Annotated in this window: 14 protein-coding genes and 1 tRNA gene; 2 read left to right on the top strand and 13 right to left on the bottom strand. The window is 68.9% G+C overall.

The genetic code is table 11. From position 1 onward, the window contains the following. Nucleotides 1-42: 42 nt before the first annotated feature. The 9 genes from rpoB to HCJ93_RS03980 all read right to left on the bottom strand — a co-directional run bounded on the left by rpoB (nt 43) and on the right by HCJ93_RS03980 (nt 9,487). Entirely contained in the window at nt 43-3,528 is a 3,486-nt protein-coding gene (gene rpoB / locus HCJ93_RS04025) for a DNA-directed RNA polymerase subunit beta (protein ID WP_167991106.1), read from the bottom strand. Between the two features lie 561 nt (nt 3,529-4,089). Further along, the gene (rplL, locus tag HCJ93_RS04015) at nt 4,090-4,482 is read right to left on the bottom strand and encodes a 50S ribosomal protein L7/L12 (RefSeq protein ID WP_167991104.1); all 393 of its coding nucleotides are present in this window, start codon (nt 4,480-4,482) and stop codon (nt 4,090-4,092) included. A 115-nt stretch (nt 4,483-4,597) separates the two neighbouring features. Further along, nucleotides 4,598-5,128: a 50S ribosomal protein L10 gene (rplJ, locus tag HCJ93_RS04010; protein WP_167991102.1), complete on the bottom strand. Its 531-nt coding sequence runs from the start codon at nt 5,126-5,128 to the stop codon at nt 4,598-4,600. A gap of 304 nt (nt 5,129-5,432) precedes the next feature. Then, nucleotides 5,433-6,389: an SCO4651 family lipoprotein gene (locus HCJ93_RS04005; RefSeq protein WP_167991100.1), complete on the bottom strand. Its 957-nt coding sequence runs from the start codon at nt 6,387-6,389 to the stop codon at nt 5,433-5,435. 248 nt (nt 6,390-6,637) lie between these two features. Continuing rightward, nucleotides 6,638-7,363, bottom strand: coding sequence for a 50S ribosomal protein L1 (gene rplA, locus HCJ93_RS04000; RefSeq protein ID WP_167991098.1), 726 nt, complete (start codon nt 7,361-7,363; stop codon nt 6,638-6,640). Nucleotides 7,364-7,448: 85 nt separating this feature from the next. Then, the gene (gene rplK / locus HCJ93_RS03995) at nt 7,449-7,883 is read right to left on the bottom strand and encodes a 50S ribosomal protein L11 (protein ID WP_028420794.1); all 435 of its coding nucleotides are present in this window, start codon (nt 7,881-7,883) and stop codon (nt 7,449-7,451) included. A 194-nt stretch (nt 7,884-8,077) separates the two neighbouring features. Continuing rightward, nucleotides 8,078-8,938: a transcription termination/antitermination protein NusG gene (gene nusG / locus HCJ93_RS03990; RefSeq protein ID WP_167991096.1), complete on the bottom strand. Its 861-nt coding sequence runs from the start codon at nt 8,936-8,938 to the stop codon at nt 8,078-8,080. Between the two features lie 80 nt (nt 8,939-9,018). Then, complete coding sequence (gene secE, locus HCJ93_RS03985) at nt 9,019-9,306, bottom strand: preprotein translocase subunit SecE (protein WP_167991094.1); 288 nt, start codon at nt 9,304-9,306, stop codon at nt 9,019-9,021. Between the two features lie 108 nt (nt 9,307-9,414). Next, nucleotides 9,415-9,487: transfer RNA gene (locus tag HCJ93_RS03980), tRNA-Trp, on the bottom strand. 336 nt (nt 9,488-9,823) lie between these two features. Between HCJ93_RS03980 and HCJ93_RS03975 the strand changes: the two genes are divergently transcribed. Together HCJ93_RS03975 and HCJ93_RS03970 are read left to right on the top strand one after the other, a co-directional pair. Then, nucleotides 9,824-11,050, top strand: coding sequence for a pyridoxal phosphate-dependent aminotransferase (locus tag HCJ93_RS03975; protein WP_167991093.1), 1,227 nt, complete (start codon nt 9,824-9,826; stop codon nt 11,048-11,050). A gap of 246 nt (nt 11,051-11,296) precedes the next feature. Further along, complete coding sequence (locus HCJ93_RS03970) at nt 11,297-12,337, top strand: adenosine deaminase (RefSeq protein WP_167991091.1); 1,041 nt, start codon at nt 11,297-11,299, stop codon at nt 12,335-12,337. A gap of 56 nt (nt 12,338-12,393) precedes the next feature. Here the strand turns inward: HCJ93_RS03970 and HCJ93_RS03965 are convergent, their stop codons facing one another. The 4 genes from HCJ93_RS03965 to HCJ93_RS03950 form a co-directional block, all read right to left on the bottom strand. Beyond that, nucleotides 12,394-13,449 (bottom strand): UDP-N-acetylmuramate dehydrogenase, encoded by a 1,056-nt coding sequence (locus HCJ93_RS03965; RefSeq protein ID WP_167991090.1) that lies wholly within the window; start codon nt 13,447-13,449, stop codon nt 12,394-12,396. 534 nt (nt 13,450-13,983) lie between these two features. Beyond that, nucleotides 13,984-14,364: a DUF3291 domain-containing protein gene (locus HCJ93_RS03960; RefSeq protein ID WP_167991088.1), complete on the bottom strand. Its 381-nt coding sequence runs from the start codon at nt 14,362-14,364 to the stop codon at nt 13,984-13,986. A gap of 28 nt (nt 14,365-14,392) precedes the next feature. After that, nucleotides 14,393-15,838, bottom strand: a complete 1,446-nt coding sequence (locus tag HCJ93_RS03955; protein WP_167991086.1) for an MFS transporter — start codon at nt 15,836-15,838, stop codon at nt 14,393-14,395. 87 nt (nt 15,839-15,925) lie between these two features. Beyond that, nucleotides 15,926-16,495, bottom strand: coding sequence for a TetR/AcrR family transcriptional regulator (locus HCJ93_RS03950; protein ID WP_206316776.1), 570 nt, complete (start codon nt 16,493-16,495; stop codon nt 15,926-15,928). Nucleotides 16,496-16,506 lie beyond the last annotated feature (11 nt).

Genomic DNA, 16,506 nt, shown 5'->3' with positions numbered 1-16,506 from the left:
TGGGGCCGGCGGCCTCCGGGTGGGGAGGCCGCCGGACTCCCGTCAGACCTCTTCGACGCTGCTCGGCTCGCGCCGGGACAGGTCGATACCGAGCTCCTCCGCTGCGCGGAAGACGTCCTCGTCGGTGTCACGCATCTCGATGGACATACCGTCGCTGGACAGCACCTCCACGTTCAGGCAGAGCGACTGCATCTCCTTGATGAGCACCTTGAAGGACTCGGGGATGCCGGGTTCGGGGATGTTCTCGCCCTTGACGATGGCCTCGTAGACCTTCACGCGGCCGGTGACGTCGTCGGACTTGATGGTCAGCAGCTCCTGGAGGGCGTAGGCGGCGCCGTACGCCTCGAGTGCCCACACCTCCATCTCGCCGAACCGCTGGCCACCGAACTGGGCCTTACCACCCAGCGGCTGCTGGGTGATCATCGAGTACGGACCGGTCGAGCGGGCGTGCAGCTTGTCGTCGACCAGGTGGTGCAGCTTGAGGATGTACATGTACCCGACGGAGATCGGGTCCGGGAACGGCTCACCGGAGCGGCCGTCGAACAGCCGCGCCTTGCCGGACGGCATCACCAGGCGGTCGCCGTCGCGGTTGGGCATGGTGTGCTCGAGGAGACCGGCGAGCTCGTCCTCGCGGGCACCGTCGAAGACCGGGGTGGCCACGTTGGTGCGCGGCTCGACGCGGTCGGCTCCGATCGCCTGGAGGCGCTTGGCCCACTCCTCCTGCAGGCCGGAGACGTCCCAGCCCTGGCTGGCGAGCCAGCCGAGGTGGATCTCCAGGACCTGTCCCGGGTTCATCCGGGACGGCACGCCCAGCGGGTTGAGGATGATGTCGACCGGGGTGCCGTCCTCCAGGAACGGCATGTCCTCGATCGGCAGGATCTTGGAGATGACGCCCTTGTTGCCGTGGCGGCCGGCGAGCTTGTCACCGTCGGTGATCTTGCGCTTCTGCGCGACGTAGACGCGGACCAGCTGGTTCACGCCCGGCGGCAGCTCGTCGCCCTCCTCGCGGTCGAAGACGCGCACGCCGATGACCTTGCCGGTCTCGCCGTGCGGCACCTTCAGCGAGGTGTCACGGACCTCACGGGCCTTCTCACCGAAGATCGCGCGCAGCAGGCGCTCCTCGGGGGTCAGCTCGGTCTCACCCTTCGGGGTGACCTTGCCGACGAGGATGTCGCCGGCGATGACCTCGGCACCGATGCGGATGATGCCGCGCTCGTCGAGGTCGGCGAGGACCTCCTCGGAGACGTTCGGGATGTCCCGGGTGATCTCCTCGGGGCCGAGCTTGGTGTCACGGGCGTCGACCTCGTGCTCCTCGATGTGGATCGAGGAGAGGACGTCGTCCTGCACGAGGCGCTGCGACAGGATGATCGCGTCCTCGTAGTTGTGGCCCTCCCACGGCATGAACGCGACCAGCAGGTTCTTGCCGAGCGCCATCTCGCCGTTCTGGGTGGCCGGGCCGTCGGCCAGGACCTGGCCCTCGACGACGCGGTCGCCCTCGGCGACGATGACCTTCTGGTTGACCGAGGTGCCCTGGTTGGAGCGGGCGAACTTGGCCAGGCGGTACGTGATGTACGTGCCGTCGTCGTTGGCGGTGGTGATGTAGTCCGCGGAGACCTCCTGGACCACACCGGACTTCTCGGCCTTGACGACGTCACCGGCGTCGACGGCGGAGCGGTACTCCATGCCGGTGCCGACGAGCGGGGCCTCCGCCTGGATCAGCGGAACGGCCTGGCGCATCATGTTCGCGCCCATGAGGGCACGGTTGGCGTCGTCGTGCTCCAGGAAGGGGATCATGGCGGTCGCGACCGACACCATCTGGCGCGGCGAGACGTCCATGTAGTCCACGTCCTGGGGGCCGACGTAGTCGACCTCGCCGCCCTTGCGGCGGACCAGCACCCGGTTCTCGGCGAACCGCAGGTCATCGGTGAGCGGCGCGTTGGCCTGCGCGATGACGAAGCGGTCCTCCTCGTCGGCGGTGAGGTAGTCGACCTGGTCGGTGACCTGGCCCTCGAACACCTTGCGGTACGGGGTCTCGACGAAACCGAACGCGTTGACCCGGCCGTAGGTGGCGAGCGAGCCGATCAGACCGATGTTCGGGCCTTCCGGCGTCTCGATCGGGCACATGCGGCCGTAGTGCGAGGGGTGCACGTCACGGACCTCGAAGCCGGCCCGCTCACGGGAGAGACCACCCGGGCCGAGCGCGGACAGACGCCGCTTGTGCGTCAGCCCGGACAGCGGGTTGTTCTGGTCCATGAACTGGGACAGCTGGCTGGTGCCGAAGAACTCCTTGATGGAGGCGACGACCGGCCGGATGTTGATCAGGGTCTGCGGCGTGATCGCCTCGACGTCCTGCGTGGTCATGCGCTCGCGCACGACGCGCTCCATCCGGGCCAGACCCGTGCGGACCTGGTTCTGGATGAGCTCGCCGACACTGCGCAGGCGCCGGTTGCCGAAGTGGTCGATGTCGTCGGTCTCGACGACGACCGTCTCGCCGTTGTCGCCGACCGTCTCGGTCTCGCCGGCGTGCAGCTTCACCAGGTACTTGATCGTCGCGATGATGTCCTCGACGGTCAGGATGCCCGCGTCCAGCGGGGTGTCCGTACCCAGCTTCTTGTTGACCTTGTAGCGGCCGACCTTGGCGAGGTCGTAGCGCTTGGGGTTGAAGTAGAGGTTCTCCAGCAGCGTCTGTGCGGCCTCACGCGTGGGGGGCTCGCCCGGACGCAGCTTGCGGTAGATGTCGAGCAGTGCGTCGTCCTGGCCCTGGGTGTGGTCCTTCTCCAGGGTGGCGCGCATCGACTCGTACTCGCCGAACTCCTCCAGGATCTGCTCGGTGGTCCAGCCGAGCGCCTTGAGCAGCACGGTGACGGACTGCTTGCGCTTGCGGTCGATGCGCACACCGACCATGTCGCGCTTGTCGATCTCCATCTCCAGCCAGGCACCCCGGGAGGGGATGATCTTGGCGGAGAAGATGTCCTTGTCCGAGGTCTTGTCGATGCTGGAGTCGAAGTAGACACCAGGCGAACGGACCAGCTGCGACACCACGACACGCTCGGTGCCGTTGATGACGAAGGTGCCCTTGTTCGTCATGAGCGGGAAGTCGCCCATGAAGACGGTCTGGGACTTGATCTCGCCGGTCTCGTTGTTGGTGAACTCGGCGGTGACGAAGAGCGGAGCCGCGTAGGTGAAGTCGCGCTCCTTGCACTCGTCGATGCTGTTCTTCGGCGGCTCGAAGCGGTGGTCACGGAAGGTCAGCGACATCGACCCGGAGAAGTCCTCGATCGGGGAGATCTCCTCGAAGATCTCCTCCAGACCGGACTTGGTGGGGACGTCCTGACCGTTCTCGAGAGCCTCCTCGACGCGAGCCTTCCACGCGTCGTTGCCGAGCAGCCAGTCGAAGCTCTCGGTCTGGAGCGCGAGAAGGTTCGGAACCTCGAGGGGCTCCTTGATCTTTGCAAAGGAGATGCGCAGCGGGGCGGTGCTGGCGCCGTTGTTCGTATTCGCGGTCGAGGCGTTGCGCGAGGCGGCCAAGAGGGGGTCCTTCCGAGGGCTCGGACTCACTACGCGCGTACCGGTCCCCCACCATGCCCCGGGACAGACCCCTTCTGACGTGACCGAAAGGCCAGGTCAGAGGCGTTCTGTACGTCGGTGCTGAGGCGAGGGCAGACCCCTGGTGACGGGCAGGGGGCAGCTAACAGGCAGCGCAAAGGGTCAGTGTAGCCACTCGGCACACTGATGTCCAGTGCGGGTTTTTGCGACCCTCGTTGTTCTCAACGCCCTCGGCATGCTTGCCCTCAATGCACGTTGATACTGCCCTCTTCGTCGTCGATCCATGCCTCGGATTCGGATCCTTGTGACGACGCGTCCTGAGAATTGCGCGCTGCGTGCGGTTCGTCAAGGCCCCCTTGCCCGAACTGCCCGAACCGAGACGCCCGAAGACACGACGATGATCACCATACCCCCCGTCACAGGGCGTGCAAGGCAACCACGGGGACGCCCGCCGGAACGCCGAAGAGCGACCACCCGGTTGGATGATCGCTCTTCGGTGCTACAGCGTTACAAGGCCCCTACGAGACCCTGTGCGACAAGGTCTTACTTGACCTCGACCGAGGCGCCGGCGCCCTCGAGGGCCTCCTTGGCCTTGTCGGCGGCCTCCTTGTTGACCTTCTCGAGAACCGGCTTCGGGGTGCCGTCGACCAGGTCCTTGGCCTCCTTCAGGCCCAGGGAGGTCAGCTCGCGCACGACCTTGATGACCTGGATCTTCTTGTCGCCGGCACCGGTGAGGATGACGTCGAACTCGTCCTTCTCCTCAGCAGCGCCGGCCTCGCCGCCGCCCTGAGCAGCGCCACCGGCCATGACGACCGGAGCGGCCGCGGCGGCGGTGACGTCGAACTTCTCCTCGAAGGCCTTCACGAACTCGGAGAGCTCGATGAGGGTCATCTCCTCGAACTGGGCCAGCAGCTCGTCCTGGGTGAGCTTCGCCATGGTGGCGGGTCCTTCCACTAAATCGGCAGGTGCCGGATGTACTGGGTGAGGCGGGCGTACGTCGGGCCCGCATCGACCCTCGCCTCATGCAGCGAGGATCGGAAAGCGAGCCGAATTACTCGGCACCGCCCTGCTCGGCCTGCTTGGCACGAAGCGCGTCCACGGTGCGGACGAGCTTCGAGGGCAGCGCCTGGAAGACGGAGGCAGCCTGGGACTGCTTCGCCTTGAAGGCACCGGCCAGCTTGCTGAGCAGAACCTCGCGGGACTCGAGGTCCGCAAGCTTCTTGATCTCGTCGGCGGACAGCGCCTTGCCGTCAAGGACACCGCCCTTGATGACGAGATTCGGGTTCTCCTTGGCGAAGTCACGAAGACCCTTCGCCGACTCCACCGGGTCACCGGTGACGAAGGCGACGGCCGTCGGACCAGCGAAGAGCTGGTCGTCCAGCGTGATCCCGGCCTCGTTGGCCGCAATCTTGGTCAGCGTGTTCTTCACCACGGCGTACTGGGCGTTCTCACCGAGCGAACGACGCAGCGTCTTGAGCTGCGCCACGGTGAGACCGCGGTACTCGGTCAGCACGGCGGCGTTGGAGCTGCGGAACTTGTCCGTCAGCTCGGCAACCGCGGCAGCCTTGTCGGGCCTCGCCATAGAGCCTCGGCCTCCTTCCGGGTGATTCGGACCGCGCGGACCCGAAGGAGGACTGGGGAAAACGAAACGCCCCGGGCGCAGGCACACGGGGCGTAGCTCGACCGGTTCCTCGCACGCACTCGGGCGGCGAGTCACGGGAACTCTTCCACTGTCACCTGCGCGGGTCGTCCGCAGTTCAGCGGATCCTTCGGCCACCGAGCCCTCTTACGAGCGCACGGCAACGACCAGCGGTCTTTGGCTTCCGTGGAAGAGTACGTGACCGGATCGTCGTCAGGCAAATCGGCCGGACGGGGGCGGGGAGGGCTCAGGCTCCCAGGTCCGCGCCGGACTCCGCGCCGAGTCCGGCGCCGAGGCGTTCCAGCTCCTCCAGCATCTCCATGAAGTCGAAGGTGTCGCCGGCCGGCGGGGCCTGGACGTCGGCCTTCGCCCCGTAGTCGGAGTAGTGGGCGGTCATTTTCATGGTGCCCTGCGGGAACGTCATCCCGACGACCATCTTCACCGGCAGGTCGTCCTCGTTGACCCAGACCTCGGTGTCGTAGCCCTTCATGCCGGCCTTCTCCAGGCCCTCGAGCAGCTGCTTGCGCTCCTTCTCGGAGAGCATGCTGTCGGCGCCCGGGTTGGCGTCCAGCATCTCCTGCACGCTCAGCGTGCCCTTGTAGTGCTCGGTATCGACGCCGTCGGTCTTCTCCGGGCCGACGTGCTTGAGGTTCGGCGACTCCAGCAGCAGGGCGAGCTGCTGGGCCGGGTCCTGGTTCATGTTCCGCAGGCTCTGGGTCATCTGCCGCTGCACGTCGGCGTCACCGGACTTCTCGGCCAGCGCGCCGAAGTCCAGCTTCATCCAGTGCTTGCCGTCCATCTCGGCGGCCTGCTTGGCACCCATGTTCATGTACATGACGTCGTTGAGCATGATCATGCGCATCCGCTCGGGCGCCTCCGGGTCGCCCGCGGTCAGCGCGGAGCCCTTCATGGTGACGTCCATGACGCCCGGGTCCCAGCCCTGGACACCCGAGATCTCCGTGGTGCCGCCGCCCGCCGCGGCCGGCATGGCCATGGTGATCCGCACCTTGGCGGACTTGACCTCGGAGGTCTTCTCGTAGGCCGCCTGCAGCACCTCGGCCGGGCTGCTCTGCGGCCTGGCGTCCGAGGAGCCTCCCGCCTTCTTCCTCCCTCCCCCGTCACCGTCCTGGCAGCCCGCGACCCCCGCCACGACAGCCGCTGCCGTCAGACAGACACCTGCGCGCTTCCATGCGGACATGGCCATGAAATCCCCACCCTTGTGTTCCTCAGCCGGCTCGGCTCGGCCGTCTCTGCTGCATCTGCTGTCTGTGCTGTCTCCGCACCGTGCACGCGTCTCCCTGCGCCGTGCACGCGCCGTGAAGCAATGCCTGGAACGTTAACGCACAGCGCCGACACAGGCGCAGGAAAAAACCCGCCCCCTCGCCCTGGCGGGCGTGGGGGCGGGCTTCACAGCGCGCTCGGACCGGACCGGCCGGTCCGAACCGGCCGGGCTCAGGCCGCGGCCGGGTCCTCCTCGACGAGGAGGTTGCGGGTGCGGTTCGGGTCGACCGGGATGCCGGGGCCCATCGTGGTGGTGATGGCGGCCTTCTTGATGTAGCGACCCTTGGCGGCCGACGGCTTCAGACGGAGGATCTCCTCCAGCGCGGCGGCGTAGTTCTCCACCAGCTGGGTGTCGTCGAAGGACGTCTTGCCGATGATGAAGTGCAGGTTCGCGTGCTTGTCGACACGGAACTCGATCTTGCCGCCCTTGATGTCGTTGACAGCCTTGGCGACGTCCGGGGTCACGGTGCCGGTCTTGGGGTTCGGCATCAGACCACGGGGACCGAGCACGCGGCCGAGGCGGCCGACCTTGCCCATGAGGTCCGGGGTGGCGACGACGGCGTCGAAGTCCAGACGGCCCTTCGACACCTCGTCGATCAGCTCGTCGGCGCCGACGATGTCGGCGCCCGCGGCACGCGCGGCCTCGGCACGGTCGCCGGTCGCGAAGACCAGGACCCGGGCGGTCTTACCGGTGCCGTGCGGGAGGTTCACGGTGCCACGGACCATCTGGTCGGCCTTGCGCGGGTCGACACCCAGACGGAAGGCGACCTCGACGGTGGCGTCGAACTTGGTCGTGGAGGTCTCCTTGGCGAGACGGACGGCCTCAAGCGGGGCGTAGAGCTTGTCCCGGTTGACCTTGGCGTCCGCAGCGCGGAGAGCCTTGCTGCGCTTGCTCACTTAAAGCTCCTGGAGGTTCTTAGGAGTTGTGGTCCGGGCCGAGCAGGCCCTTCCACACTTCTGTGCTGGCTTGGGGAGGTGGAGGTCAGCCCTCGACCGTGACGCCCATGGAACGGGCGGTGCCGGCGATGATCTTCTCGGCGGCGTCCAGGTCGTTGGCGTTGAGGTCGGGCATCTTGGTCTGGGCGATCTCACGGACCTGGTCGCGGGTGATCTTGGCGACCTTGGTCTTGTGCGGCTCGCCGGAGCCCTTCTCCACGCCCGCGGCCTTGAGGATCATCTTGGCGGCCGGCGGGGTCTTGGTGATGAAGGTGAAGGAACGGTCCTCGTAGACCGTGATCTCCACCGGGATGACCCAACCGCGCTGCGACTCGGTCGCGGCGTTGTAGGCCTTGCAGAACTCCATGATGTTCACGCCGTGCTGACCCAGCGCGGGGCCGACCGGCGGGGCCGGGTTGGCGGCACCGGCCTGGATCTGGAGCTTGATGAGCCCCGTGACCTTCTTCTTCTTGGGAGGCATGGCTCTCCGGGTCCTTTCGCATTCGGGTCCTGCCCGCGCCATCGGGGACCACCCGGACGCAGGCATACCGCGCAACTTTAACGGGTAGAGATGCGCGGCCAAAAACCGAGCAGGTCAGACGAGGCGTGCGCGCCTGTCTGACCTGTTCGGACGTAGTACGTCCAGAAAGTACTGAGCGGCAGTACCGAGTGCGCTCAGTTCTTCTGGATCTGGTCGAACGACAGCTCGACGGGCGTCTCGCGGCCGAAGATCTCCACCAGGCCCTTGACCTTCTTCGAGTCGGGGTTGATCTCGTTGATGGTCGCCTGCAGCGTGGCGAACGGGCCGTCGGTGACGGTGACCGAGTCGCCCACCTCGAAGTCCAGCACCTGGACCTCGACCTTGCGCTGCGGGGCCGGCTTGCCCTCGGCCTCGGCGGCCTCGCGGGCGGCCTTCTCCTCGGCCTCCGGGGCGAGCATCTTGACGATCTCGTCCAGGGTCAGCGGGTACGGGTCGTAGGCGTTGCCGACGAAGCCGGTGACGCCCGGCGTGTTGCGCACCACGCCCCAGGACTCGTTGGTCAGGTCCATCCGGACCAGGACGTAGCCCGGGAGCTTGTTCTGCTTGATCGTCTTGCGCTCGCCGTTCTTGATCTGGACGACCTCTTCCTGCGGCACCTCGGCCTGGAAGATGTAGTCCTCGACGTTCAGCGAGACGGCGCGCTGCTCGAGGTTGGTCTTCACCCGGTTCTCGTAACCGGCGTAGGTGTGGATGACGTACCACTCGCCGGGCAGGCCGCGCAGCTCCTCGCGGAGCTTCTCGACCGGGTCGCGCTCGTCCTCCGCCTCCTCACCGGCGGCTTCCTCGCCGGCCTCGCCCTCGGCGGCCTCGGCCTCGGCAGCCTCGGTCTCCTCGGTGCCGGCCTCGTCCGCGGCGGCGTCCGCAGCCTGGGCCTCGTCCGAGGCCGCGGTGTCCTCGCTGTCCGCGCCCTTGGCAGTCTCGAGCTCGTCCTCGACGACGACCTCGGCCCCCTCGCCGCGAGGCTCGACGGCGTCGTTCACGTTCGGGTCAGACACGGTGGCTGCTTCTTCCTGGATACAGAGGGGTGGAACACGCGAAAGGGGCGCCGGGTACCTCGGCGCCCTTCGCTCTCGGCTCAGCCGAAGACGTACTTGGCGGCGTTGCTGAGGCCATAGTCGAACAGGGTGATCAGGCCGATCATGATGACGACGAAGATGATCACTGCGGTCGTGTACGACGTCAGCTGGTTGCGGGTCGGCCAGACGACCTTGCGGAGCTCGGCAACGATCTGACGGTAGAAGAGCGCGAGCCGCTTCAGCGGGCCCTTCTTGGCTCGCTTGCCGCCCTTGCGGGGCTTCTTCCTGGAGTCCGGCGCCTCGTCCTGGGCATCAGGCATGTCGATGGAGCCCACGGCGTCCGTCACTCGTCCTCACCTGATTCCGGGTCGTGGCCGTGCCGCGCCCGGTCTGAGCCGCACGGCGGTGCAGTGCTGTACGTACATGCGCACACATCCTGGCGAAGGAGTGTGTAGCAGGGCCGGAGGGACTTGAACCCCCAACCGCTGGTTTTGGAGACCAGTGCTCTACCAATTGAGCTACGACCCTTTGTGTGTTCCCCAACGTACCGCATCCAACCGGATGCTGGGTGTGCACCGGATGACCGCGGGCTGCTGGAGGCCAACGAGGTGAGAGTGTACGTGGTCTGCGGCCGGGCGTCGAACAGATACCCCCGGGACGGGGCCGCACGGGGCGAAGATCACGTGAGGGAGGGAGCCACCGGGCCCGGATCGGGCGCGGATCGGGCGCGGATCGGGCGCGGATCACCTGCGCCGGCACCGCTCGCGGGCGGCCGGTACGGACGGATGTTCAGGGTTTGCCCGTTCCTGTTCAGTCTGTGAAACCCCGGTGCCGTGCTCGTTTCCGGTCTGAAACGATGGGTCCATGAGCGCTGCAACCCCTCCCACCGAGCGCCGGGTCTCCGCCCGCATCGGCGCGATCTCCGAGTCCGCCACTCTCGCCGTGGACGCCAAGGCCAAGGCCCTCAAGGCCGCCGGGCGGCCGGTGATCGGCTTCGGTGCCGGTGAGCCCGACTTCCCGACTCCGGACTACATCGTCGAGGCCGCGATCGAGGCCTGCAAGAACCCGAAGTACCACCGCTACACCCCGGCCGGCGGCCTGCCCGAGCTGAAGAACGCGATCGCCGAGAAGACGCTGCGCGACTCCGGCTACCAGGTGGACGCCTCGCAGGTCCTGGTCACCAACGGCGGCAAGCAGGCCATCTACGAGGCCTTCGCCGCGATCCTGGACCCGGGTGACGAGGTCATCGTGCCCGCGCCGTACTGGACGACGTACCCCGAGTCGATCCGGCTGGCCGGCGGTGTGCCGGTCGAGGTGGTCGCCGACGAGACGACCGGCTACCGGGTCTCGGTGGAGCAGCTCGAGGCGGCCCGCACGGACAGGACCAAGGTCCTGCTGTTCGTCTCTCCCTCCAACCCGACCGGCGCCGTCTACTCCCGCGAGCAGATCGAGGAGATCGGCCGCTGGGCCGCCGAGAAGGGCCTGTGGGTCCTCACCGACGAGATCTACGAGCACCTCGTCTACGGCGACGCCGAGTTCCACTCGATGCCGGTGGTCGTGCCCGAGCTGGCCGACAAGTGCATCGTCGTCAACGGTGTCGCCAAGACGTACGCCATGACCGGCTGGCGCGTGGGCTGGGTCATCGGCCCCAAGGACGTGGTCAAGGCAGCGACCAACCTGCAGTCGCACGCCACGTCCAACGTCTCCAACGTGGCGCAGGCGGCGGCGCTGGCCGCGGTCTCCGGTGGCCTGGAGGCGGTGGCCGAGATGCGGGAGGCCTTCGACCGGCGCCGCAGGACGATCGTGCGGATGCTGAACGAGATCGACGGCGTGGTCTGCCCCGAGCCGGAGGGCGCGTTCTACGCCTACCCATCGGTGAAGGCGCTGATCGGCAAGGAGATCCGGGGCAAGCGGCCGCAGAACACGGTGGAGCTGGCGGCGCTCATCCTGGAGGAGGCCGAGGTCGCGGTGGTGCCGGGTGAGGCGTTCGGCACGCCCGGGTATCTGCGGCTGTCGTACGCACTCGGCGACGAGGATCTCGTCGAGGGCGTCTCGCGGATCCAGAAGCTGCTGGCCGAGGCGCGGGACTGACGTTCCCGGTCGGATTCGGTTCCGTTCCGGGTTCGGCCGGCCCGGTCGGCTCGGTCCGGTTCCGGTTCCGCTGCGTGCGGGAAGGGCGCCCGGGGTTTCCCCGGGTGCCCTTCGTCGTGTCGTGGGGTGGGGGCGGGTCGTGGGGTGGGGCTCCGCGTTCGCGGCGGGCGGGGTCGTTTGTGCGGGCAAGACCACGTATGGGGAAAGCGCTACCGGGGCGGGCGGGGCGTGCGGCAGGATCCTGGGATGGAGCGTGTACGTGATCTCTCTGAGCTTCCTAAGGCCCACCTGCATCTGCACTTCACCGGGTCGATGCGGCCCACCACCCTGCTGGAACTGGCCGACAAGTACGGTGTGCGCCTGCCCGAGTCGCTGACCGACGCGCTGACCAGCGGGGAGCCGCCCCGGCTGCGGGCCACCGACGAGCGGGGCTGGTTCCGCTTCCAGCGGCTCTACGACGCCGCCCGCTCCTGCCTGCGCGAGCCGGACGACATCCGGCGCCTGGTGCGGGAGGCCGCGGAGGAGGACCTGCAGGACGGTTCCGGCTGGCTGGAGATCCAGGTCGACCCGACCTCGTACGCGCCCCGTCTGGGCGGGCTGATCCCGGCGCTGGAGATCATTCTGGACGCGGTGGACGCCGCGATGCGGGACACCGGCCTGGGGATCCGGGTGCTGGTCGCCGCCAACCGGATGAAGCACCCGCTGGACGCGCGCACCCTGGCCCGGCTGGCGGTGCGCTACGCCGACCGCGGGGTGATCGGGTTCGGGCTCTCCAACGACGAGCGGCGCGGCATGGCCCGCGACTTCGACCGGGCGTTCGCCATCGCGCGGGAGGGCGGGCTGCTCTCGGCGCCGCACGGGGGCGAGCTGACCGGGCCCGCCTCGGTGCGGGACTGCCTGGACGACCTGGAGGCCGACCGGATCGGGCACGGGGTGCGGGCCGCGGAGGACCCGCGGCTGCTGCAGCGGCTGGCGGACCGGCAGGTGACCTGCGAGGTCTGCCCGGCGTCGAACGTGGCGCTGGGTGTGTACGACAAGCCGCAGGACGTGCCGCTGCGGACGCTGTTCGACGCGGGTGTGCCCCTGGCGCTGGGCGCCGATGACCCGCTGCTGTTCGGGTCACGGCTGGCGGCGCAGTACGAGATCGCGCGGCGGCACCACGGGTTCTCGGACGCGGAGCTGGCGGAACTGGCGCGGCAGTCGGTGCGGGGGTCCGTCGCTCCGGAGGACGTGAAGGCGAAGCTGATGTCCGGGATCGACGACTGGCTCAACACGCCGGTCGCCTGAACTCGGTCAGGGCTGCCCTCACGGGGTTCTCCCGAGGCTGAGGCCCGGGCCGGGGTTCAGAGGCTGACGCCCACGGTCACCGGCTCGTTGACCAGGGTGATCCCGAAGGTGTCGCGGACGCCGGTGACCACCTCGCGGGCGAGGGCGAGCAGGTCCTCGGTGGTGGCGTCGCCGCGGTTGGTCAGGGCGAGGGTGTGCTTGGTGGAGATGCGGGCGGGGCCCTCCCCGTACCCCTTGGTGAAGCCGGCCTTGTCGATGAGCCAGGCGGCGGAGGTCTTGGTGTGTCCGTCGCCGGCCGGGTAGGCGGGGGGCTCGGCGTCGGGGCCGAGATGCTGCTTCACCCGGGTGCGGAAGGCCTGGAACTCGTCCTCGGTGAGGATCGGGTTGGTGAAGAAGGAGCCGGCCGACCAGGTGTCGTGGTCCTCGGGGTCGAGGACCATGCCCTTGCCGGCGCGCAGCTTGAGCACGGTCTCGCGGGCGGCGGCGAGCGGGACGCGGTCACCGGGTTCCACGCCGAGGGCGCGGGCGGTCTCGGCGTAGCGGATCGGTCCGGAGAGGCCGCCGGCGTCCTCCAGGGCGAAGCGGACGCGCAGGACGACGTAGCGGGTGGGGTCGGCCTTGAAGCGGCTGTGGCGGTAGGAGAAGGCGCAGTCGGCGTTCGCGAGGGTGACCGTCTCACGGGTGCGGCGGTCGTAGGCGATCACCTCGGTGATCGTGGAGGAGACCTCCTGGCCGTAGGCGCCGACGTTCTGGATGGGGGTGGCGCCGGCGGAGCCGGGGATGCCGGAGAGGCACTCGATGCCGGCGAGGCCGGCCTCCACGGTGCGGGCGACGGCGTCGGTCCAGACCTCGCCGGCGGCGAGTTCCAGGCGGGTGCCGTCGAGGGTGAAGCCCTTGGTGGCGATGACCAGGGCGGTGCCGTCGAAGCCCTTGTCGCCGATGACGAGGTTGGAGCCGCCGCCGATGATGAGGAGCGGGGTTCCGGTGTCGTCGGCCTCGCGGACGACGGAGATCACCTCGTCGTCGGTGGTCGCGGTGACCAGGCGGGCGGCGGGCCCGCCGAGCCGGAAGGTGGTCAGCGGGGCGAGCGGGGCGTCAAAGGTTTCCTGCACGCCGCCAAGCGTACGGGGACGCAGGCCGCTGTGACGTACGGGGCCGGGGTGGTGGGGGGTGCGCTTCGTTGGCGCCTGCGGGTGGGTGAGGGTGCGTGTTCTCCGGGGCCTGCGGGTGCCCCGTGGCGGTGCGCGTTCGGTTGTGCCTGCGGCCCGGTGGGGGTGCGGGTTCGACTGTGCCTGCGGCCCACACCCCGGAGGAAGTGGGCGTTCTCCGATGTCTGCGGCCCGGTGGGAGTGCGGGTTCGACTGTGCCTGCGGGTGGGTGGGGGTGCGCCTGGAGATGCCTGCGGTGCGGCTGCGGCTCCGGTGGGGGTGCGCGTAGCGCCTGCGGGGGGTGGGTGAGTCGGGGCCGGGGTGGTGGTGTCCGTCCTCGGTCTGGCGCGGAATCGGTTTCCTGTCGAGTACGGGCGCGGACGCGCCGGCCGCTGCGGGCGGACACCACCACCCCGTCCCCTCCCCGCCGCGCGCGACTGCGGCACGCCCAGGACCGGTGGGCTGCTGAGCGCCGTGCGCGGCAGGGACGTTGCGCTCTCAGTTCAGGCGCCGCTGTGCCTCGGCCCAGTCCATCGGCAGCTCGCTGCTCTTCGCCGTCCAGCTGACGAACTTCGCATCCCGCATCTGTCCGGCCAGTCCCCGAGACGTGCCCGCATGCGGCGCGGACCGGGCGAACTCACCGAGCGCCTTCCCCGACTCCCAGGCCGAGAGAGTCCAGAACGTGCGCTTGAACACCTCCGCCTTCAGCGTGGCCCCGTACGCCCCCGGCGCCCGGCTCACCTGTCTCCACACACGGGGTGTCCTGAAGAAGAACTTCAGCGCTCCCCACAGCGTCTTGGTCTCGAAGCGCGAGGCGAAGACATGGACCTCGGTGCCGGCAGGCGGGGTGTTCGGAACGGTCCAGGGAAGAGTGGGCATGATCGTGCTCCTTTCTGTTCCGCGGGGTTCAGGCGTTGGTGGATTCCAGAACCTGCTCGGCCGGGCGGCCGGAGGAGGGTTCGCTCGGTCGCACCGCCCTGCGCCCCGGCACGACCAGCGCCGCCACCGCCGCCAGCCCGACCGCCGCCGCTCCGGCCACCAGCGCCGGCCGGAGTCCGTCGACGAAGGCCTGCGGCGTCTCGTAGCCGCCCTGTGCGGAGAAGATCGAGGCCATCACGGCGATGCCGAGCGCCCCGCCCACCTCACGCAGCGCGTTGTTGGCCCCGGAGGCGATGCCCTGCTCCTTCGGCAGCACGCTGGACATCACGATGTTCGAGGCCGGCGCGAAGAACAGCGCCATGCCGACCCCGCTGATGATCAGTGCCGGCAGCTGCGTGGCGTAGGAGAGGTCGGCGGTGGTGATGACGGCGAAGTAGACGAGTCCGAGCGCCTGGAGCAGCAGGCCGGCGGCGACGACCGGCCGCCCGCCGATGCGGTCGGAGAGAATCCCGGCGATGGGCGCGACCAGCATGGGCATGCCGGTCCAGGGCAGCATGCGCAGCCCCGCCTCGGTGGGCGAGTAGCCGAGCACGCCCTGGAGGTACTGGCTGAGCAGGAAGATCGAGCCGAACATGCCGAGGAACATCAGCAGGCTCGCCGCGTTGATGCCGGAGAAGGCACGGGAGCGGAAGAGCCGCATCGGCAGCATGGGGTTCCTGGCGCGGGTGCTGTAGCGGACGAAGGCGACGAGCAGGGCGCCGCCGGCGATCAGGCCGGTGAGCACCGTGCCGCCGGTCCACCCGTCGACCGGCCCGCGGACCAGCCCGTAGACGATGCCGAAGAGGCCGCCGCTGGCCAGCAGGGTGCCGGGTATGTCGAGCGGTGCTCCGGTGCCGTGGGACTCGGCGAGGCGCAGCCGGGCGAGCGGGATCAGGGCGAGGCCCAGCGGGACGTTGAGCCAGAAGATCCACTGCCAGGCGATGTGCTCGGTGAGGCTGCCGCCGACCAGTGGTCCGGAGGCGACGGCCAGTCCGTTGACCGCGCCCCAGATGCCGTAGGCCGTGCCGCGCCGGGCCTCGGGCACGGCGGCGGTCAGCAGGGTGAGGGTGAGCGGCATCATGACCGCGGCTCCGGCGCCCTGCACCGCGCGGGCGGCGATCAGGGTGTCGATGCCGGGTGCCATGGCCGCGGCGGCCGACGCCAGGGTGAACACGGAGAGGCCGGCGATGAACATGCGGCGGCGGCCGAAGCGGTCGCCGAGGGCCGCGCCGAGCATCAGGAGTACGGCGAAGGTGAGCGTGTAGGCGCTCACCGTCCATTCCAGGTCGTGCAGTTCGCCGCCGAGGTCCTCGCGGATGGAGGGCAGGGCGGTGGTGACGACGAGGTTGTCGAGGGCCGCCATGAATCCGGCGACGCTGGTGATGACGAGTGCCCAGACCACGCGGCGCGGGCTGTGCTGTGGGTTCGCTGACATCTCTCCCCCAGGGAGTGTCGCTGTTAGTTATTGATGACTAACTTTCGCGCCCATGAAAGGCCGGAGTGCGCCTCCGCTGCGGGCACGTCAGTGTTCCTTGCGGCCCTTCGTGCGGGCCGACTCGTAGACGCCTTCCCAGACCCGATGCCCGGGCGGGAAGCCCATGGCGACCAGGCAGTTGATCAGCATTCCGTACGCCATGAAGGCCGTCGTCTCGCCGATGTCGGCCCCCAGCGGCAGATGGACGGTGTCCCACAGCCGCATCCAGCCGGCCCGCACCGCCTCACCGAACTCGTGGTCGCCCTCCTGCTCGGCGGCCGCCACGGCCAGGTACGTCTGCATCTGCATCATCAGCAGCTCGGGCCGCTCCGCGATGACCCGCGTGTAGGCGTCACCCATGGCATGCAGGGCCTCCTCGCCCTCCAGCCCCTCGGCGGCCTCGCGGAACGTGCGGATGGTGTCCTCGATGCAGCGTTCGGCCGCGGCGAGGAAGATCGCCTTCTTGCCCGGGAAGAGCCGGAAGAGATACGGCTGCGAGACGCCGACCCGCTTGGCGATCGCCTCGGTCGACGTGCCGTAGTAGCCGCCACGGGCGAACTCGGCGGTCGCCGCACGGATCACGCTCTCGCGCCGCTCCTCCGCACTCATCCTGACCATGGAGAGTAAGT

It is taken from the genome of Streptomyces composti, from assembly GCF_012034205.1.
GTDB classification, from domain to species: Bacteria; Actinomycetota; Actinomycetes; order Streptomycetales; family Streptomycetaceae; genus Streptomyces; species Streptomyces composti.
The sequence above is the reverse complement of the archived record's forward strand: the minus strand, read 5'-3'. Positions and strand labels throughout refer to the sequence as shown.